This window comes from Actinocorallia sp. API 0066 (genome assembly GCF_020991275.1).
Classification (GTDB): domain Bacteria; phylum Actinomycetota; class Actinomycetes; order Streptosporangiales; family Streptosporangiaceae; genus Actinocorallia.
This window is the reverse complement of record NZ_JAJLQY010000006.1, coordinates 214991-231950: the sequence shown is the minus strand read 5'-3', so window position 1 is coordinate 231950 and position 16960 is coordinate 214991. Positions and strand designations below refer to the sequence as shown.

The window sequence follows — 16960 nt, the reverse complement described above, 5'->3', positions numbered from 1 at the left end:
CGCGACGGCCGGGCGGCTAGACTGCGCAACGCCTGATCCACATCGGGACCGCCCGCTCAGGTCCCGGCCCGCTAACCTGCTACTGGTTGAAAGTCAGCAGCCGCTGCAAGGAGTTGACCTAGTGTCCCGTCGCCTCTTCACCTCCGAATCGGTCACCGAGGGCCACCCGGACAAGATCGCGGACCAGATCAGTGACGCGATCCTCGACGCCATGCTGAAGGACGACCCGAAGAGCCGGGTCGCCGTCGAGACGATGATCACCACGGGTCAGGTACACGTGGCCGGTGAGGTCACCACCGAGACCTACGTGGACATCCCGGGCGTCATCCGGGAGAAGATCCTGGAGATCGGCTACGACTCCTCGGCCAAGGGCTTCGACGGGCACTCCTGCGGCGTGTCGGTCTCCATCGGCGCCCAGTCCCCGGACATCGCGCAGGGCGTCGACGACGCCTACGAGAGCCGCGAGGGCGAGGCCGGCGACGACCTCGACCGCCAGGGCGCGGGCGACCAGGGCCTCATGTTCGGCTACGCCACCAACGAGACCCCGACCCTGATGCCGCTGCCCATCACCATCGCGCACCGGCTCGCCCAGCGGCTGTCCGAGGTCCGCAAGAACGGCGACGTCGCCTACCTGCGGCCCGACGGCAAGACCCAGGTCACCATCGAGTACGACGGCCAGCGCGCCGTCCGCCTCGACACCGTCGTCGTCTCCTCCCAGCACTCGGCCGACATCTCCCTCAAGGAGCTGCTGACGCCGGACGTCAAGGACCTCGTGGTGGACCCGGTCCTGGCCGAGTTCGACCTCGACACCACCGGCTACCGCCTCCTGGTGAACCCGACCGGCCGCTTCGAGATCGGCGGCCCGATGGGCGACGCGGGCCTCACCGGCCGCAAGATCATCGTGGACACCTACGGCGGCTACGCTCGGCACGGCGGCGGCGCCTTCTCCGGCAAGGACCCGTCCAAGGTGGACCGCTCGGCCGCCTACGCGATGCGCTGGGTCGCCAAGAACATCGTCGCCGCGGGCCTGGCCGACCGGGCCGAGGTCCAGGTCGCCTACGCGATCGGCAAGGCGCAGCCCGTGGGCGTCTTCGTCGAGGGCTTCGGCACGGAGAAGGTGGACATCACCAAGCTCCAGCAGGCCGTCCTGGAGGTCTTCGACCTGCGTCCGGCCGCTATCGTCCGGGACCTCGACCTGCTCCGTCCGATCTACTCCCAGACCGCCGCCTACGGCCACTTCGGCCGTGAGCTGCCGGACTTCTCCTGGGAGCGCACCGACCGCGCCGACGCCCTGCGCGCGGCCGTCGGCCTGTAGTCCCCGGCTCTTCGCGAAGGCCCGTGTCCGGTTCCGGACGCGGGCCTTCGCGCTTTCCTCAGCCCGCCTCGGCGGGTTCCGCGGCCTCGACGGTCCGGGGCAGGGCGGCGACCGTCCTGACGACGGCCGCGCGCCGCCGGGCGAGCGCCGCCTCGTCGTCCTCCTCGTCCAGGATGAGCCTGCGGAGCTGGGGGACGGCGAAGTTCCAGGCGACGAGGCCGAGCAGGGTGAACATGGCGTCCCTGGCGGCCCTGTCGGCGTCCTCGGGGGCGTCGGGGCCGAGCAGCGCGCAGACCGAGTGCCGGTAGGTCGCGCGCCGCTCCTCCTCGCCCTGGACGCGTCCGGGGCCGTTCTCCAGCGCCTCCCACAGGAGGAGTCTGACGAGTTCGGGGTGCTCGCGGTACCAGTCGAAGAGCTGCCCGGCGGAGGTCACCGGATCGGCGAGGTCGAGCACGCCGGAGCCGCACGCCTCGTCGAGCTTGGCGCGCAGCACCGCGCCGAACAGCTCCTCCTTGTTGCCGAAGTACAGGTAGATGGCCTGCTTGTTGGCCTTCGCCGACGCCGCGATGCGCTCGACGCGGGCCCCGGCGAGGCCGTGCGCCGCGAACTCGGCTGTCGCCGCCTGGAAGATCCGGCGACGGGTCGCCTCGGCGTCGTAGTTCATGTTCGTAATTTAAACCATGCGTTTGACTTTCCGGTTCGGGCTGGTCGATGATCTAAACCAACCAGATGGTTTATTTGTGAAGGGGAATCCCATGACCGTCACCGCGCCAGCCCCCGCCCCCGTCCGCTCGCCGCTGCCCGACGGCCTCGCCGGATCGACCGTCGTCATCCTCGGCGGCACCTCGGGCCTCGGCCTCGCCGCCGGACGGCTGCTGCACGGGCTCGGCGCCCGCGTCGTGCTGTCCGGCCGCGACAAGGACCGGCTGGACGGCGCCGTCGCGTCCCTCCAGGGCGGGGAGCGGCCCGAGGACGTGCTCGGCGGCACCGCCGACGCCGCCGACGAGGACGCCGTCCGCGCCGTCTTCGACCTCGTCGACCGGGTGGACCACGTGCTCGTCACCGCCGGCGGCTTCACCGGCGCCGGGCCGCTCGGTGGGCTGACCTCCGCCTCCGTCGCCGCCGCCTACGACACCCGCGTGTGGGGCGCGCTCGCCACCGCCCGGGTCGCCGCCGAGCGGCTGCCCGCCGGCGGCTCGATCACGCTGACCTCGGGCATCCTCACGCTCCGGCCGGTGTCCGGCACGAGCGGCGTCGTCGCCGCCGTGGGCGCGGTGGAGACGCTCGCCCCGGCCCTGGCCGTCGAGTTCGCGCCGCGCCGCCTGCGGGTCAACACGATCCGCTACGGCTCGTTCGACACGCCGCTGCTGCGCGGCGCGCGCGGCCTGGACTCCGACGAGGCGGTGCGCGTCGCGGGGGAGGGCACGCCGCTCGGCCGCTTCGGCACCGCGGAGGAGGCCGCCGCGGCCGCCGTGTTCCTCATCGCGAACCCGTACATCACGGGGCAGGTCATCACGGTGGACGGCGGCCAGTCGCTCGTCTGACGGGGCGGATCCCGGCGGCGGGCCGCCGCCGGGACCTCCACATGGACTCATGAGTCCAGTATGGTAGACGAACTAATCCACTTTGGGGAGGTTCGATGGACGGGCGCGCGCTGACCACACTGGAGATCCTGGAGGCCGAACGGGAGATCCACCGGACCCACTTCCGGTTCTTCCAGCTCGCCGACCGCGGCGACTACGCCCGGCTCGGCGCCGAGTGCTTCGCGCCCGACGTCGACATCGAGTACACGATCATGCCGGGGCCGCCGCAGCGGTTCTCCAGCCGCGACGGCTTCACCTCGTTCATGCTCGCGGGCTCCCCCCGGATCCCGGACGCGCACGGCCCGGCCGTCGCGCACGTCGCGGCGCAGAGCTCGATCACCTGGGACGAGGGACGTCCCCATCTGTCCGGATACGCCACGGTCTGGCACTGGGCGGCCACCCGGACCCCCTCCGGCCGCCACCGGCCCGCCGACTGGACCACCGTCGGGCGCGTCGAGGACGACTACGCGCGGATCGACGGGAAGTGGCTGATCACCCGTCGCCGGGTCTCCCCGGCCGCGGGGCTGGTCGCCACGGGGGCCGCGCCCGGCCTGGGCCGGCCGACCGCGTCCGTCCGCTGACGCCCCCGGATGCGCGGCGGAAGCGCCGGTAGGGTGGGGGCCGTGGTGGAGGTACGGGTCCCGCGCGGGCGCATCGACAAGAGGCAGGCGATCGTGGACGCCGCCTTCCGGGTGTTCGCCCGGCAGGGGTACGAGCAGGCCAGCGTGCAGGACATCGCCGAGGAGGCGGGCGTCTCCAAGCAGACGGTCTACAACCACTTCCAGGACAAGCAGGCGGTCTTCAGCGCCGCCATGGCCGCCACCGCCGACGCCGTCCTCGCGGACAACCTGGCGGCCGTCGAGCGGCTGCGCGATCCGGGTCCGGACCTACGGGCCGCCCTGAACGAGACGGCTTTTGGGCTGCTCAAGATCTGCTGCGACCCTCGGTCCAGCGCGCTGCGGTCCCTCACCTACGCGCAGCTCACCCGGTTCCCGGATCTCCTCGAAGTCGTCCAGGGGCGGCTGGCGAGCGGGCTCGGGCCCGCGATGGCCGACCGGCTGGCCCGGCTCGCCCTGGCGGGCGAACTACGTCCCTGCGACCCCGAGCGTGCCGCGGAACAGTTCCTGGCCCTGCTCACGGCACCGGTGGAGACACGCTCCAGGATGGGCACCCGCAAGCTCCCCGAGGACGACGTCAAGGCCGTGGCCGAGGCCGCCGTCGACACGTTCCTACGCGCCTACGGGACACGCTGAACCAGCCCGGAGCCGGGCGCTCCCGACGAAGTCGGGGCCACGAAGCGGCCGTCCTCCGGGCTGAGTTGAACACAGCCCGGGGCCGGGCGCTCCCGGCGGAGTCGGGGTCGCGAAGCGGCCGTCTTCCGGGTCCATTGAACACAGCCCGGGGGCGGGCCCGACTTTGTCGGGCGGGCCCCCGGGCGTGGCCGGGGTCAGGGGACGAACGGGGCCTCGCCTGCCGCGACCAGGCCGCCCGCGGGGGAGGCGGCGCTCCAGGCGATCAGCCACCTGCCGTCGACGCGGGTGAAGTCGCTCTCCACGAGCCAGACGGCCGTCCAGTCGGCGGGGCGCAGGTCGCCGAGGCGGGTGTTGCCGGTGTGCCAGTACCAGGCCGTGACATAGGAGACGACGCGTGGGCGTTCGCCGTCCCACTCCACGACGCCCTCACCCACGACGTGCGCGGACGTCTGGGTCCAGGGGGCCACGCGGGTGCGCAGATGGGCGGTGACGTCCTCACGGCCGCGTAGGAGACGGCGTTCGGGGACGGGGTGGTCGATCTCGACGTCCGGCGTCAGCAGCTCCGCGACCTCCGGGTAACGCCGGGCGTCGAGAAGGGCGAAGAACTGGAGGAACGTCTCTCGAACCTCCTGCTCGTCGCGCAGACGGCCGATCCGCTCTTCGATCGTGGCCGTGGTGTCGCTTTGGGCGTCCTGCATCGTGTCTCCTCTCATCGGTGCGTCGGGTCGGGCGTGCGGTCGAGGCGGGCGCCGGGGATGGCGGCCAGCAGGGCTCGGGTGTGCTCGTGGCGGGGGTCGTCGAAGACGGCCTGGGCGGTGCCCGTCTCCACGATCCGGCCCGTGCGCATGACGGCGACGCGGTGGGCGATGCGCTTGACCACGGCGAGGTCGTGGGTGATGAACAGGTAGGCGACGCCCGTCTCCTCCTGGAGGGCGGCGAGCAGGTCGAGCACCCGCGCGCGCACGGACACGTCGAGCGCTGAGACCGGTTCGTCGCACACGATCAGCTCGGGGGAGACCGCGAGCGCGCGGGCGATGGCGACGCGCTGGTTCTGCCCGCCGGACAGCTCGGCGGGCCGCCTGCGCAGCGCCGAAGCGGGCAGCGCGACCTGTTCGAGCAGCTCCCGCGCCCGCTCCGCCCTGGCCGCCCGGTCCCCGATCCCGAACGCGCGCAGCGGCTCGGTGACGACGTCGAGGACCGACAGGCGCGGGTCGAACGACGAGGCCGGGTTCTGGTGGATGAGCTGGACGCGTCTGCGCAGCAGCCTGAGCCGCTCGCCGCGGTGCCGGGTGACGTCCTCCCCGTCCAGCACGATCCGGCCCGCCTGCGGCTCGCTCAGCCGCAGCACGAGCCGCGCCGTCGTGGACTTGCCCGACCCGGACTCGCCGACCAGCGCGAGCGTCTCCCCGCGCCGGATCTCGAACCCGACCTCGTCCACCGCCCGCACCGGGGCCTTGCCGAGGCGGAACTCCTTGACGAGCCCCTCGGCGACGAGGAGGGGCGCTCCGCCGCTCGCGGGCGGCGGCTTCGGGGGGCTGTCGGGGACGAGGGTGGCGGCCAGGAGGTCGCGGGTCGCGGGGGCACGCGGATCGGTGAGGACGCGGGCGGTAGGGCCGGTCTCGGCGAGTTCACCCCGGGCCATGACGGCGGTGCGGTGCGCCCGGTCGGCGGCGACGCCGAGGTCGTGCGTGATGAGCAGGACGGCGGTGCCGCTCTCGGCGGCGAGCCGGGTGAAGTGGTCCAGGATGACCTTCTGGACCGTCGGGTCGAGCGCGCTCGTCGGCTCGTCCGCGACGATCAGGTCGGGCCGGGCGGCGATCGCCATCGCGATCAGCACCCTCTGCCGCATGCCTCCGGACAGCTCGTGCGGGTACTGCCGCGCGCGCACGGCCGGATCGGGCAGGCCCGCGCGGTCAAGCAGCGCGACGGCCTCGCCCCGCGCGGTGCGGCGTCCGGCGAGGCCGTGCACGACGAGGGCCTCGGCGACCTGCGCGCCGATCCGCTGCACCGGGTTCAGCGCCACCCCGGGGTCCTGCGGCACAAACCCGATCCGGGCGCCGCGCACCTGCCGGAAGGCGCGCTCCGGGAGCCGGGCGAGGTCGAGCCCGCCGAACGTGATGGCGCCGCCGTCCACGCGCGCGCCCGGAGGGAGCAGCCCGGTGACGGCGTGCGCGATCGTGCTCTTACCCGATCCGGATTCACCGACCAGGGCGACGATCTCACCCGGACGTACATCGAGGTCGACGGAGCGGACGGTGGGCAGCCGTCCCGAGGGCCCCCGATAGGAGATGGAGAGGTCGCGCAGCGAAAGCAGGGGAGCGTCCTTCATCGGTGCAGCCTTTCGCCGTCGAGCGCGCGCGCTATCCGGTTGAGGGAGAGCACGGTGGCCACCACCACGAGGCCGGGCAGGGTGGACAGCCACCAGGCGTTCGCGAGGTAGTCGCGGCCGCCGGAGATGAGGGTGCCCCACTCCGGCGCGGGCGGAGGCGCCCCGTACCCGAGGAAGCCCAGGGACGCGACGGCCAGCACCGCCGTCCCGAGGTCGAGGGTGGCCAGCGCGATCACCGGCCCCCGCGCGTTCGGGAGCACGTGCCGGAACAGCACGCCGCCCCAGCGCACCCCGCAGACCCGCGCGGCGTCCACGTAAGCGGCCTGCCTTACTCGCAGCACCTCGGCCCGCATGACGCGGGAGAAGGCCGCCACACTCGCGGCCCCGACCGCCACGGCGACGTTCAGGGTGCCGCGGCCGAGCGCCGTCACGAGGGCGAGCGACAGGAACAGCGCCGGGATGGACAGCAGCACGTCCACGGCACGCATCAGGACGCCGTCGATCCGGCCGCCCGCGAAGCCCGCGACGCCGCCGATCGCCCCGCCCGCGACGAACGCGACGGCGACGGCCACCAGCGTCGCCTTGAGCGAGAGGGCGGCGCCGTGCACGACGCGGGCGTACAGGTCGCGGCCGAGCTCGTCGGTGCCGAACCAGTGGCTCGCGCTGGGCGGCTGGAAGCGCTGCTCGGGGACGCCGCGCAGCGGGTCGGCCGGGGCGAGCAGGCCGGGCAGGCACGCGGCGAGGACGACGAGCGCCACCACGAGGACGGAAAGGGCGAGCCCGGGACGTCTCAGGAGGGATGTGGTCATGTCCGGCCTCCCGTACCGGTCAGCACGATGCGCGGATCGACCAGCGGGGAGAGCAGGTCGACGATGAGGTTCACGACGACGAAGACGGCGGCGCTGAGCACGACCACGCCCTGGACGACGGGCACGTCCTGGGCCGTGACGGCCGCGACGATGACGCGTCCCAGGCCGTTGCGCGAGAACACCGTCTCGACCAGCACGGAGTTGGCCAGGAGGCCGCCGACGAGCAGGCCCGCCACGGTGAGGGCAGGCAGCGACGCGTTACGCAGCGCGTGCCTTAGATGGACCCGGACGGGGCCAGCCCCCTTGGCCCGTGCGGTTCGCACGTACGGTTCGGCCAAGGCCGTCGTCAGGCTACGGGCGAGGACCTGCGCGACGATCGCCGCCGTCGGCACCGCGAGGGTGAGCGCCGGAAGCACAAGGCCGCGCCATCCGTCGTCGCCGAACGCCGGGAAGATCCGGAAGCGGAACGACAGGAACTGGATCAGCATGAGCCCCACCCAGAAAGCGGGAACGGAGCCTACGAGGGGCGGGAGCGACAGCAGGAGCTGACGCAGCCAGGGCCGCGACCCGTAGGTCGCGGCGAGGGCGACGCCCGCGCCCAGGACGAGCGCGAGCGCCAGTGCGGTCAACGTCAGCGTCAGCGTCTGCGGGAGCGCCTCGGCGATGAGGGAGCCCACCGGGCGGCCGGTGGCGAACGACGCGCCGAAGTCGCCCCGGACGGCGTCCGCGAGGTGCGTGCCGTACTGGACGAGGACCGGCTTGTCGACGCCGTACTCGCGCCGCAGCTCGGCCAGCCGCTCGGGGCTGACCGAGGCCGCGGCGCCTCCGGCTCCGGTGAGCGCCGCGATGGCGTCACCCGGAAGGAGCACCAGGATGAGGAAGGAGACCGTGTAAGCGGCCCAGAGGACCACGGCCGCCTGCCCCATCCGGTGAAGGACGTACAAGCGCATTCAGCTCTTCCAGGCGTCGTGCAGGTGGATGTCACCCGAGCCCGCGAACCGGAGGTCGTGGACCTTGCCGGAGACGCCCAGCACCGTCCGCTGGTCCACCACGGGCACCACGTAGGCGTTCGTGACGATCAGCCGCTGCGCCTCGGCGACAAGACCGTCGCGCCGGGCCGGGTCGGGCTCGGCCGCCTGCTGGTCGAGCAGGGCGTCGAGGGGGGACGCCGGGACGCGGTAGGCGTTGACGAGCTTGGTCGAGTACAGGGTGCGCAGGGCGTCCGGGTCGGCCCGGTTGTAGTTGCCGCCCCAGAAGGCGTCGAAGTCGCCCGACTTGAGCAGCGCCGGGAACTGGGCGACCTGGAGCTCGGTGAGGGCGAGGTCGATCCCCACGTCCTTGAGCTGCTGCTGGAGGAGCTCAAGGGCGGGCTTGAAGACGGCGACGTTGCTGAACCAGACCGTCTTGAGCGTCAGCTTGGCGCCGTCCTTGGTGCGGATGCCGTCCGGGCCGGGGGTCCATCCGGCGTCGTCCAGGAGCTTCTTCGCCTGCTCGGAGTCGTAGGCGAGCTCCGCGCTCAGGTCGGTGTAGCCGGGGGTGTTCTCGGCCAGGACGCTCGTCGCGGGCCGGGTGCCGCTGGAGAAGACCGTCTCGACGATCTGCTTGCGGTTGATCGCGACCTTGACGGCCTGGCGCACCTTGACGTCCTGCAAGGCGGGCTTGCTGCTGTTGAGGCCCAGGTTGTAGCCGATGCCCGGGATCGTGTAGCCGACCAGGCCCGCGCCCGCGCCCTTGATGGCGGCTTCTTCGGCTTGCGCGAGCCTGCCTATCGCGTCCACCTGGCCGGAGGTAAGGCTGCCGGTGCGCACGCCCGACTCAGGTACGACGGTGAAGACGAGCTTGTCCAGGTAGGCCGCGCCCTCCTTCTTCCAGAGGGACGAGCCCCAGGCGTAGTCGTCGCGCCGGGTGAGGGTGGCCGACTGGTTGGGCGTGTAGTCCGCGAGCACGAATGGACCGGTCCCGACGACGCCGTCGGTGCAGCGCTCCTGCGGTGTCCTCTTGGCGCTCGCGGACGAGACGACGGCCAGCGCGGACGTCGTCGTCGCCTGGAGGAACTGGGCGTTGGGCTGCTTGAAGGAGATCGCGGCGGTGAGGTCGTCGACGACCTCGGTGCCCGCGTAGCCCTCCACGTAGCCGGTCGCCTGGACGGCGAGGGCGCCCAGCTTCGGCACGGCGTCGAAGCTGTCCTTGACGGCCTGGGCGGTCAGCGGCGTGCCGTCGCTGAACGTGACGCCGGGACGCAGCCGGAACGTGAACGTCTTGGCGTCCTTGCTGACCTCCCAGCTGGCGGCGAGCCAGGGCACGATCTCGCCGGTCTCGGGGTTCTGGTCGGTCAGCGAGTCGACCGTCTGGCGGAGCGAGTACAGCGTGTCGCTGCTGCCGACCTGCTGGGGGTCGGCGCATCCGGCGTCGGTGGCGACGGCGAACGTCAGGGTCCCGCCCGGCCGCGCGGTGGTGGCGCCGCCGTCGTCGTCGGCCCCGCCCGAGGCGCAGGCGGCGAGGGGCAGCAGCGCCACGAGCGCGATCGGCAGGGCGTGAAGCCGCCGCCCACGACGGGCGGTCCGGCACACAGGGGTTCGACTCACGGGTCTTCCTGTTCGTTGAGCTAATTGAACTTTTCAGACCAAATAAGTTGACTTACTGGTCCAGCCTGAAAGTAGTCCCGACTGGACTCATGAGTCAACATTCATAGACCCCTAGTTCTACCCCAGGATGTGACAAGGCCCGCACCCCCTCGGGGCGCGGGCCTTGGCTGACGGCTCGGGTCAGGCGTCGGTGACGGGCAGGTAGACGCGGTTGCCCGCCGCGTTGAACTCGGCGGACTTCGCGCGCATACCCGCTGCCGCCGCCTCACGCAGGTCGGCCGAGATGCGCATCGAGCAGAACTTCGGCCCGCACATCGAGCAGAAGTGCGCCGTCTTCGCGGGCGCCGCGGGCAGCGTCGCGTCATGGAACGCGCGCGCGGTGTCCGGGTCGAGCGCCAGGTTGAACTGGTCCTCCCAGCGGAACTCGAACCGCGCCTCCGACAGCGCGTCGTCCCAACGCTGCGCCCCCGGATGCCCCTTGGCCAGGTCGGCCGCGTGCGCGGCGATCTTGTACGCGATGACGCCCGCCTTGACGTCGTCCTTGTCCGGAAGCCCGAGATGCTCCTTGGGCGTGACGTAGCAGAGCATCGCGGTACCGAACCAGCCGATCATCGCCGCGCCGATCGCGCTCGTGATGTGGTCGTAGCCCGGCGCGACGTCCGTGGTGAGCGGGCCCAGCGTGTAGAACGGCGCCCCGTCGCACAGCTCCTTCTGCAGGTCCACGTTCTCCTTGATCTTGTGCATCGGGACGTGGCCGGGACCCTCGTTCATCACCTGGTTGTCGTACTCGGCGGCGATCTTGGTGAGTTCGCCCTGGGTGCGCAGCTCGGCGAACTGGGCCTCGTCGTTGGCGTCCGCGATGCAGCCAGGACGCAGCCCGTCACCGAGCGACCAGGTGATGTCGTAGGCGGCGAAGATCTCACACAGCTCACGGAAGTGCGTGTAGAGGAAGTTCTCCTCGTGGTGCGCAAGGCACCAGGCCGCCATGATGCTCCCGCCACGCGAGACGATGCCCGTCTTGCGCTCGGCCGTCAGCGGGACGTACTCCAGCAGCACGCCCGCGTGCACCGTCATGTAGTCCACGCCCTGCTCGGCCTGCTCCACGACCGTGTCGCGGAACAGCTCCCAGGTGAGGTCGGTCGGATCGCCTCCGACCTTCTCCAGCGCCTGGTAGAGCGGGACGGTGCCTACCGGGACGGGGGAGTTGCGGAGGATCCACTCGCGGGTGGTGTGGATGTCACGGCCCGTCGAGAGGTCCATGATCGTGTCGGCGCCCCAGCGGGTCGCCCACGTCATCTTGTCCACCTCCTCCTGGATCGAGGACGCCACCGCCGAGTTCCCGATGTTGGCGTTCACCTTCACCAGGAACCGCGAACCGATGATCATCGGCTCGATCTCGGGATGGTTGACGTTCGCGGGCAGCACCGCCCGTCCCGCCGCCAACTCCTCGACGACGACGCTAACGTCAACGCCCTCCCGCAGCGCCACGTACTCCATCTCAGGCGTCACGACCCCCCGCCGCGCATAAGCCCGCTGCGTGACAGCCGCCCCCTTCGCCCGCCGCGGCCGCCTCTCGGAGAACGCCTCCGCGGGCTTCTCCCAGTTCCTCCTCCCGTCATCAAGCGCCTGACGTTCCCGCCCCGCATACCCCTCGGTGTCCCCCCGCTCGGCGATCCACCCGGCCCGCAACGCGGGCAGCCCCCGCCGAACATCGATGCTCACCCCAGGATCGGTGTAAGCCCCCGAAGTGTCATACAGCTCAACAGCCTCCCCATTCGTCAGATGCACCACCCGATGCGGAACCCTCAAGTCGTCCCTGGACCCAATGCGATACGCCTTATGCCACGAAACAGACAAAAAGCCCGCCTCTCCCTACGCCGGCATGACCCGGTCAGGTTCAAGCGGTCGGAGGCCGCAACAGCCACCCTCTCAGCCCGGTGCACCGGACTCCCGCGGTATCGGTCCCCCCGACGCTAACCCACCCACCCCACCCCAAACCACCCCACCCCCCGAGCAACCGGACACGCCGCCCGGTGTCGATCCGCCGCGCCCCGCCGCCTCACCGACGCCGGGCCAGCCCCGAGAAGCCTTCACCCACCACCGTCGTCAACGACGCCGCCCGGCCATGGGACGGCGTCCAGCGCCAGATGCCAGGGAAAGGCCGCGAGCCGACTGCCACCCGCACCCGGCGCGTGGGGCTCGAACTGCCCAGCCCCGTACAGCACGGTGACGCCCAAACGCCGCAGGTAGGCGATGCTCTCCGAGAAGACCGGATTGGAGGCCAGCGCCGAGTTGACGAACGGCAGAACCGCTGTCGGAACGCCCAGCGGCACCAGTTCGGCCAGCAGGGTGAGCGCGTAGGTGTCGGCGATGCCATGCGCCCACTTGTTGACGGTGTTGTAGGTGGCAGGCGCGACGACGACCGCCCGCGCCCGCGGCAGCCCCCGCGCCTCTCCCGGCCTCCGGTGACGGCTGCGCACGGGATACCCGGTGAGCGCCTCAAGCCCGGCAACGTCCACAAACCCCACCGCCGAGGGCGTAAGAACCACACACACCCTCCACCCCCGCTCCTGCGCCCCCCGAACCGCGTCGGCAACCCGCACCGCCGGCCCAGCAGCACACACCACGAGGTACAGAACAGAACCGTGCCGCGTCACCTTCACGCCACCAGTCCAGCGCGCACCGCGACCTGACGCAAACTCACCGACCGACTGGTCTCCTCCTCAGCGAGCAGCGCCGCAATGAGGTCCCGGCCGAGCGGACGACGACGTACTTCCTGCGGAGAGGTCAGGTCCGCGAGCACCAGCGCTTTGACGGCCGGTGTGGGTTGCCCGCACTGGCGGTGCGCCTCGGCCAGGTCGAGAAGGTAGTTGGCCTTCCGTTCCCGCGGAAGCCGGTTGAGGTGCTCGTCGCTGACCTGCTCGGCGTAGGCGACCGCTAGGGGCCCGTTCCCGAGCCGGACGAGCGATGCGAGGCGATGGGCTTCGACGTTCGGCATGCCGAACGCCGTCAGAGGGTGGTCGTAATCGTCACCCAGACGGGCGGCGAGCGTTGCGGCCCTCTCATGCATGTCCATGCAGGTCTCGGCGTCGCCCTCCCTCGCCGCGGCGATCTCGGCCGCGAGCAGCATCATGCCCACAAGCGCCAGGAGTTCGGGTGAGGCTGTGGCCAGGTCCGGTTCAAGCTGCCCGAAGGCTGTGTTGACGAGTTCGACGGCTTCTTTGCGCTGACCCACCGACATCAACGCACGAGCGGCGCACCGGGTACCGCGAGCGAGCGAGACGGGGTCTCCGGCCTGGGAAGCCGCACTCATGGCCCGGTCGGCGGCCAGCCAAGCGATCTCGTGAGACCCGAACTTGTGCAGCGTAGAACTTGCGATCTTGTAGACCATGACGGCGAGGGCGGCGGCTTCTCGGCCAGCTCCGCCACCGTACCCCAGCGCTTTCTGGGCGTCGGTGATCAAGCTGGGGAGCATTCTGCCGACCGTCGCGAAGTCGGAAGCGAGGAAGGCGGTGTTCGCGTATTCGATCCTACGTTTGAGGGACTCGACATCGACCGGTGGGCCGGCGTCCGCAAAGAGCACGCCGTAGGAACCGAGCGCGGACTTGATCGCTGAGACCTCCACAGCGCCGGGCTTGGCCTCGGCCTCCGTGGCCGCGTCGCTGATCAGCGTGGTGACGTTGACCTGGAGAACCTCGGCCACCCGCTCCAACATGGGCAGGCGGACAACCTCACGCTGACCACTTTCGATCTTCTCGGCCCAGCTCTGGGATCTGCCGACCAGATCCGCGAAGTGGCGCACAGTCATGCCCCGCTTCCGGCGCCAGTAAGCGATACGGCGAGCGATGTCTTGGCTTCTTGTCATCGGTTCCAAGCCTCCTGCGGGGCCGCCAGGACAACCACACAAATTGTACGGTCACGCCCTGTCGCCAATCCCTAACTTCAGACCGAACAAACGACGATGGCCGCACATCGCGGCCTCCGTCAACAGAACGGCCCCGAAAGTGGTGATCTCACGCACCGGCCGGGGCCGTGACCAGTCGCTGAGATTCTCGGGAGGGCGTGATGGCCGATGCGGGGAGGCAGGGGGAAGCTGTCGACTTGGCGGTGTTGCAGGAGCGATTTCCTGGGTGGACTTTTGCGGCCACCGCCACGGATGTGTCGGCTCGGCGGCGGCGGGCGCTCACGTGGGATGAGATGCACGCCGGGCTCGTCGTCTACGTGGCGGCTGTGACCGTGGGCGAGTTGGAGGCGTTGTTGACGGTGCAGTCCGGGATTGAGGCGCGGGAGGCGGGGCGGTGACGGATCTGATCGTGGTGGGGATCATCGGTCTGTTGCTGTGGGTCGTCCTGGTGGTCGGTCTGGTCGTCTACGTGAGGTCAGGCCGGTGAGACGCGGTGAGCCGGAGCCGTCGTTTCGGCGGGGGGTGGCGGCGGTGGAGTTGCTGCGGCGGGTGCGGCAGAAAGCGGGTGTTACCGCAGAGTTCGGGTGGGCGGTTTCGGTGGATTCGGTGGTGGTGGCCGGGCCGGGTGGGACGTTGTTGGTGTGGGTGTCGCAGCCGGACGACGAGCCCGCGCGGTATTGGGCGGACGTGCCGGGCGGGGAGGTCAACGACTACCTCGGGGCCGGTGAGGGGGCCGACGGGCTTCCGCAGATCCTCGGGATCATCTGGCGGCGGGTGGGCTGCGACGGGTGACCGCGTGGAAGGGGCAGGGGGCCGGGGTGGGTTTTCCACAGGGGGAAATGCGGTGGGGGCGGGTTGGTGATAGGTGTGGGGGGTGGGTGAGGACGGGTTGATTCCGGGGACGGAGGGGCTGGCGGCGGCGGGTGAGGGGGGCTTGGAGCGGGAGTCGGCGGGGGGTGGCGAAGGGGTTGTGGCGCGGGTTTTGGTGGATGTTGGGTTGGTGCATTTGGATCGGGTTTTTGACTATGTGGTGCCGGAGGGGATGGGGGTGGGGGTGGGGTGTCGGGTTCGGGTGCGGTTTCGGGGGAAGTTGCGGGATGGGTTTGTGGTGGGGGTGGGGGAGGGGAGCGGGTATGAGGGGAGGCTTGTGCCGCTGGAGCGGGTGGTGTCTTCGGAGGCGGTGTTGGTGCCGGAGATCGCCGGGCTGGCTCGGGAGGTGGCGGACCGGTATGCGGGGACGTTGGCGGATGTGGTGAGGCTGGCGGTGCCGCCACGGCACGCGCGGGCGGAGAAGCGGGAGCGGGGGGAGGCGGCGCCCGTGCCGGAGGCGCCGGACGGGCCGGGGCACTGGGCCGAGTATCCGGCGGGGCCGTCCTACCTTGCGGCGCTCGCGGAGGGGAGGTCGCCGCGGGCGGTGTGGACGGCGTTGCCGGGGCCGCACTGGCCGGGGGCGATCGCCAGGGCGGCGCGGGCGGCCGCGTCGTCGGGGCGCGGCGTGGTTGTGGTGCTCGCCGACGGGCGGCAGGCCGACCGGGTGGCCGCCGCGCTCACCGCCGAGTTCGACGGGGCGAGCCCACACGTCGTGCTGCGCGCCGACGACGGGCCGGAGAAGCGCTACGGGCGCTGGCTGCGCGCGCTCAGGGGCGAGGCGCGGATCGTCGTCGGCACCCGGGCGGCGATGTTCGCGCCCGTCCACGACCTGGGCCTCGTCGTGTTGTGGGACGACGGCGACGACGTGCACGCCGAACCGCACGCGCCCTACCCGCACGCCCGCGAGGTGCTGGCGCTGCGCGCGCACCGGAGCGGCGCGGCCGTCCTGTTCGGCGGCCTCACCCGCACCGCCGAGACGACCCGGCTCGTCGAGACGGGCTGGGCGCACCCGCTCACCGCGCCGCGCGAGACGGTCCGGAGGTTCATGCCGCTGGTCCGCCCCACCGGCGAGGACGCCGAACTGGCCCGTGACGAGGCGGCCCGCACGGCCCGGCTACCGGCGCTCGCCTTCCGCACCGCGCGCGAGGCGCTGGCCGACGGCCCGGTTCTCGTCCAGGTGCCACGACGGGGCTACCTCCCGGCGCTGGCTTGCGCGCAGTGCCGGGAGCCCGCCCGCTGCCCGGCCTGCGCGGGCCCGCTCGCGCTCGGCTCGGCGGGCGGCGCGCCCGCGTGCCGCTGGTGCGGCGCGATCGCCGGGGCCTGGCGCTGCGCCGAGTGCGGCGGGACGCGGGTGCGCGCGGTCGTCGTCGGCGCGGGCCGCACCGCCGAGGAGCTGGGCCGCGCCTTCCCCGGCGTGACGGTCCGCACCTCCGGACGGGACGCGGTGCTCGCCGAGGTCGGCGCGGAGCCCTGTCTCGTCGTGGCGACGCCCGGGGCCGAGCCCGTCGCGGCGGAGGGGTACGCGGCGGCGCTGCTGCTCGACGGCTGGGCCATGCTGGGCCGTCCCGACCTGCGCGTCAACGAGGAGGCGCTGCGCCGCTGGCTGACCGCGGCCGGGCTGGTCCGCCCCCAGGGCAGGGTCGTGCTGGCCGCCGACGCGGGGCTCCCGGTCGTCCAGGCGGTGGTCCGCTGGGACCCTGTGACGTTCGCCGAACGCGAGCTGGCCGAACGCCGCGAACTCCGGTTCCCGCCCGCCGCCCGGATGGCGTCGCTCACCGGCACGCCCGCCGCGATCCGCGACCTCCTCGACCACGCCCGCCTCCCCGAGACCGCCGAACTGCTCGGCCCCGTCCCGCACGGCGACCCCCGCCACGGCGAGACCCGCGAACGCGCCCTCCTGCGCGTCCCCCGCCGCGACTCCACCGCCCTCGCCCGAGCCCTCAAGGAGGCCCAGTCCATCCGAGCCGCCCGCCGCGCCCCCGACCCCGTCCGCATCCAACTCGACCCCCTCGAACTCCTCTGACCCGGCCGACCACCCGAAAGACGGAGGCCAACAGCCGAGCGGTACCGCCTTCTTGACCGACACCAGCGGCCCGCCTTCGGCCGAGCCGGGCCGCGACAGGTGGCGCTCGGCGGCGGAGGATCGGGTCAGGTCGCTTTTGGGCGGTGGCTGGCGGCGTGTCTTCGTTCGGGCTGGGCCGCGACAGGTGGCGCTCGGCGGCGGAGGATCGGGTCAGGTCGTTTCTGGGTGGCGGCTGGTGGCCTGGCTTCGGCCGGGGTTGGGCCGTCGTGTGATGGTGGGGGTGGGGGGA

Annotated in this window: 15 protein-coding genes and 1 riboswitch; of the genes, 6 read left to right on the top strand and 9 right to left on the bottom strand. The window is 71.9% G+C overall.

The genetic code is table 11. From position 1 onward, the window contains the following. The first annotated feature begins 121 nt into the window (after nucleotides 1-121). Nucleotides 122-1315 (top strand): methionine adenosyltransferase, encoded by a 1194-nt coding sequence (gene metK / locus LO762_RS17230; RefSeq protein WP_230616359.1) that lies wholly within the window; start codon nucleotides 122-124, stop codon nucleotides 1313-1315. A 58-nt stretch (nucleotides 1316-1373) separates the two neighbouring features. On the opposite strand, the gene LO762_RS17225 is transcribed toward metK, so the two are convergent. Next, nucleotides 1374-1979, bottom strand: coding sequence for a TetR/AcrR family transcriptional regulator (locus LO762_RS17225; RefSeq protein WP_230616358.1), 606 nt, complete (start codon nucleotides 1977-1979; stop codon nucleotides 1374-1376). A gap of 91 nt (nucleotides 1980-2070) precedes the next feature. Between LO762_RS17225 and LO762_RS17220 the strand changes: the two genes are divergently transcribed. The 3 genes from LO762_RS17220 to LO762_RS17210 all read left to right on the top strand — a co-directional run bounded on the left by LO762_RS17220 (nucleotide 2071) and on the right by LO762_RS17210 (nucleotide 4151). After that, on the top strand, nucleotides 2071-2859 hold the full coding sequence (locus LO762_RS17220) for an SDR family oxidoreductase (protein ID WP_230616357.1): 789 nt from the start codon (nucleotides 2071-2073) through the stop codon (nucleotides 2857-2859). 95 nt (nucleotides 2860-2954) lie between these two features. Then, nucleotides 2955-3479, top strand: a complete 525-nt coding sequence (locus tag LO762_RS17215) for a nuclear transport factor 2 family protein (RefSeq protein WP_230616356.1) — start codon at nucleotides 2955-2957, stop codon at nucleotides 3477-3479. A gap of 42 nt (nucleotides 3480-3521) precedes the next feature. Continuing rightward, nucleotides 3522-4151 (top strand): TetR/AcrR family transcriptional regulator, encoded by a 630-nt coding sequence (locus LO762_RS17210; RefSeq protein ID WP_230616355.1) that lies wholly within the window; start codon nucleotides 3522-3524, stop codon nucleotides 4149-4151. Nucleotides 4152-4345: 194 nt separating this feature from the next. Here the strand turns inward: LO762_RS17210 and LO762_RS17205 are convergent, their stop codons facing one another. From LO762_RS17205 to LO762_RS17170, 8 genes are all read right to left on the bottom strand, one after another. Next, the gene (locus LO762_RS17205; RefSeq protein ID WP_230616354.1) at nucleotides 4346-4849 is read right to left on the bottom strand and encodes a nuclear transport factor 2 family protein; all 504 of its coding nucleotides are present in this window, start codon (nucleotides 4847-4849) and stop codon (nucleotides 4346-4348) included. An 11-nt stretch (nucleotides 4850-4860) separates the two neighbouring features. Beyond that, nucleotides 4861-6480, bottom strand: a complete 1620-nt coding sequence (locus tag LO762_RS17200; protein WP_230616353.1) for an ABC transporter ATP-binding protein — start codon at nucleotides 6478-6480, stop codon at nucleotides 4861-4863. Beyond that, a complete protein-coding gene (locus tag LO762_RS17195) occupies nucleotides 6477-7289 on the bottom strand; it encodes an ABC transporter permease (protein ID WP_230616352.1) in 813 nt (270 codons plus the stop codon). The genes LO762_RS17200 and LO762_RS17195 overlap by 4 nt, the downstream gene beginning before the upstream one ends. Next, nucleotides 7286-8239 (bottom strand): ABC transporter permease, encoded by a 954-nt coding sequence (locus tag LO762_RS17190; RefSeq protein ID WP_230616351.1) that lies wholly within the window; start codon nucleotides 8237-8239, stop codon nucleotides 7286-7288. Before LO762_RS17190 ends, LO762_RS17195 begins: the two co-directional genes overlap by 4 nt. Then, nucleotides 8240-9874 carry an ABC transporter substrate-binding protein gene (locus LO762_RS17185; RefSeq protein WP_230616350.1) on the bottom strand — a complete coding sequence of 545 codons (1635 nt, stop codon included), beginning with the start codon at nucleotides 9872-9874 and terminating at the stop codon, nucleotides 8240-8242. 180 nt (nucleotides 9875-10054) lie between these two features. Further along, nucleotides 10055-11731, bottom strand: coding sequence for a phosphomethylpyrimidine synthase ThiC (gene thiC / locus LO762_RS17180; protein ID WP_255686217.1), 1677 nt, complete (start codon nucleotides 11729-11731; stop codon nucleotides 10055-10057). Then, a riboswitch (TPP riboswitch) is annotated at nucleotides 11725-11838 on the bottom strand. It overlaps the preceding gene by 7 nt. A 126-nt stretch (nucleotides 11839-11964) precedes the next feature. After that, nucleotides 11965-12498: a flavoprotein gene (locus tag LO762_RS17175; protein ID WP_308104130.1), complete on the bottom strand. Its 534-nt coding sequence runs from the start codon at nucleotides 12496-12498 to the stop codon at nucleotides 11965-11967. A 35-nt stretch (nucleotides 12499-12533) separates the two neighbouring features. Continuing rightward, nucleotides 12534-13739 (bottom strand): helix-turn-helix domain-containing protein, encoded by a 1206-nt coding sequence (locus LO762_RS17170; RefSeq protein WP_255686215.1) that lies wholly within the window; start codon nucleotides 13737-13739, stop codon nucleotides 12534-12536. A 522-nt stretch (nucleotides 13740-14261) separates the two neighbouring features. On the opposite strand from LO762_RS17170, the gene LO762_RS17165 reads away from it, so the two are divergent. Both LO762_RS17165 and LO762_RS17160 read left to right on the top strand, forming a co-directional pair. Beyond that, nucleotides 14262-14570, top strand: a complete 309-nt coding sequence (locus LO762_RS17165) for a hypothetical protein (protein ID WP_230616347.1) — start codon at nucleotides 14262-14264, stop codon at nucleotides 14568-14570. 118 nt (nucleotides 14571-14688) lie between these two features. Further along, nucleotides 14689-16671, top strand: a complete 1983-nt coding sequence (locus tag LO762_RS17160) for a primosomal protein N' (RefSeq protein ID WP_374201577.1) — start codon at nucleotides 14689-14691, stop codon at nucleotides 16669-16671. Nucleotides 16672-16960: the final 289 nt, after the last annotated feature.

Excerpts from the sequence above, each read along its gene's own strand:
- LO762_RS17220 (WP_230616357.1), top strand. The coding sequence starts at position 2,071 with ATGACCGTCACCGCGCCAGCCCCCGCCCCCGTCCGCTCGCCGCTGCCC.
- LO762_RS17205 (WP_230616354.1), bottom strand. The coding sequence starts at position 4,849 with ATGCAGGACGCCCAAAGCGACACCACGGCCACGATCGAAGAGCGGATC.
- LO762_RS17225 (WP_230616358.1), bottom strand. The coding sequence starts at position 1,979 with ATGAACTACGACGCCGAGGCGACCCGTCGCCGGATCTTCCAGGCGGCG.
- LO762_RS17195 (WP_230616352.1), bottom strand. The coding sequence starts at position 7,289 with ATGACCACATCCCTCCTGAGACGTCCCGGGCTCGCCCTTTCCGTCCTC.
- LO762_RS17190 (WP_230616351.1), bottom strand. The coding sequence starts at position 8,239 with ATGCGCTTGTACGTCCTTCACCGGATGGGGCAGGCGGCCGTGGTCCTC.
- LO762_RS17215 (WP_230616356.1), top strand. The coding sequence starts at position 2,955 with ATGGACGGGCGCGCGCTGACCACACTGGAGATCCTGGAGGCCGAACGG.
- LO762_RS17200 (WP_230616353.1), bottom strand. The coding sequence starts at position 6,480 with ATGAAGGACGCTCCCCTGCTTTCGCTGCGCGACCTCTCCATCTCCTAT.
- LO762_RS17170 (WP_255686215.1), bottom strand. The coding sequence starts at position 13,739 with ATGACAAGAAGCCAAGACATCGCTCGCCGTATCGCTTACTGGCGCCGG.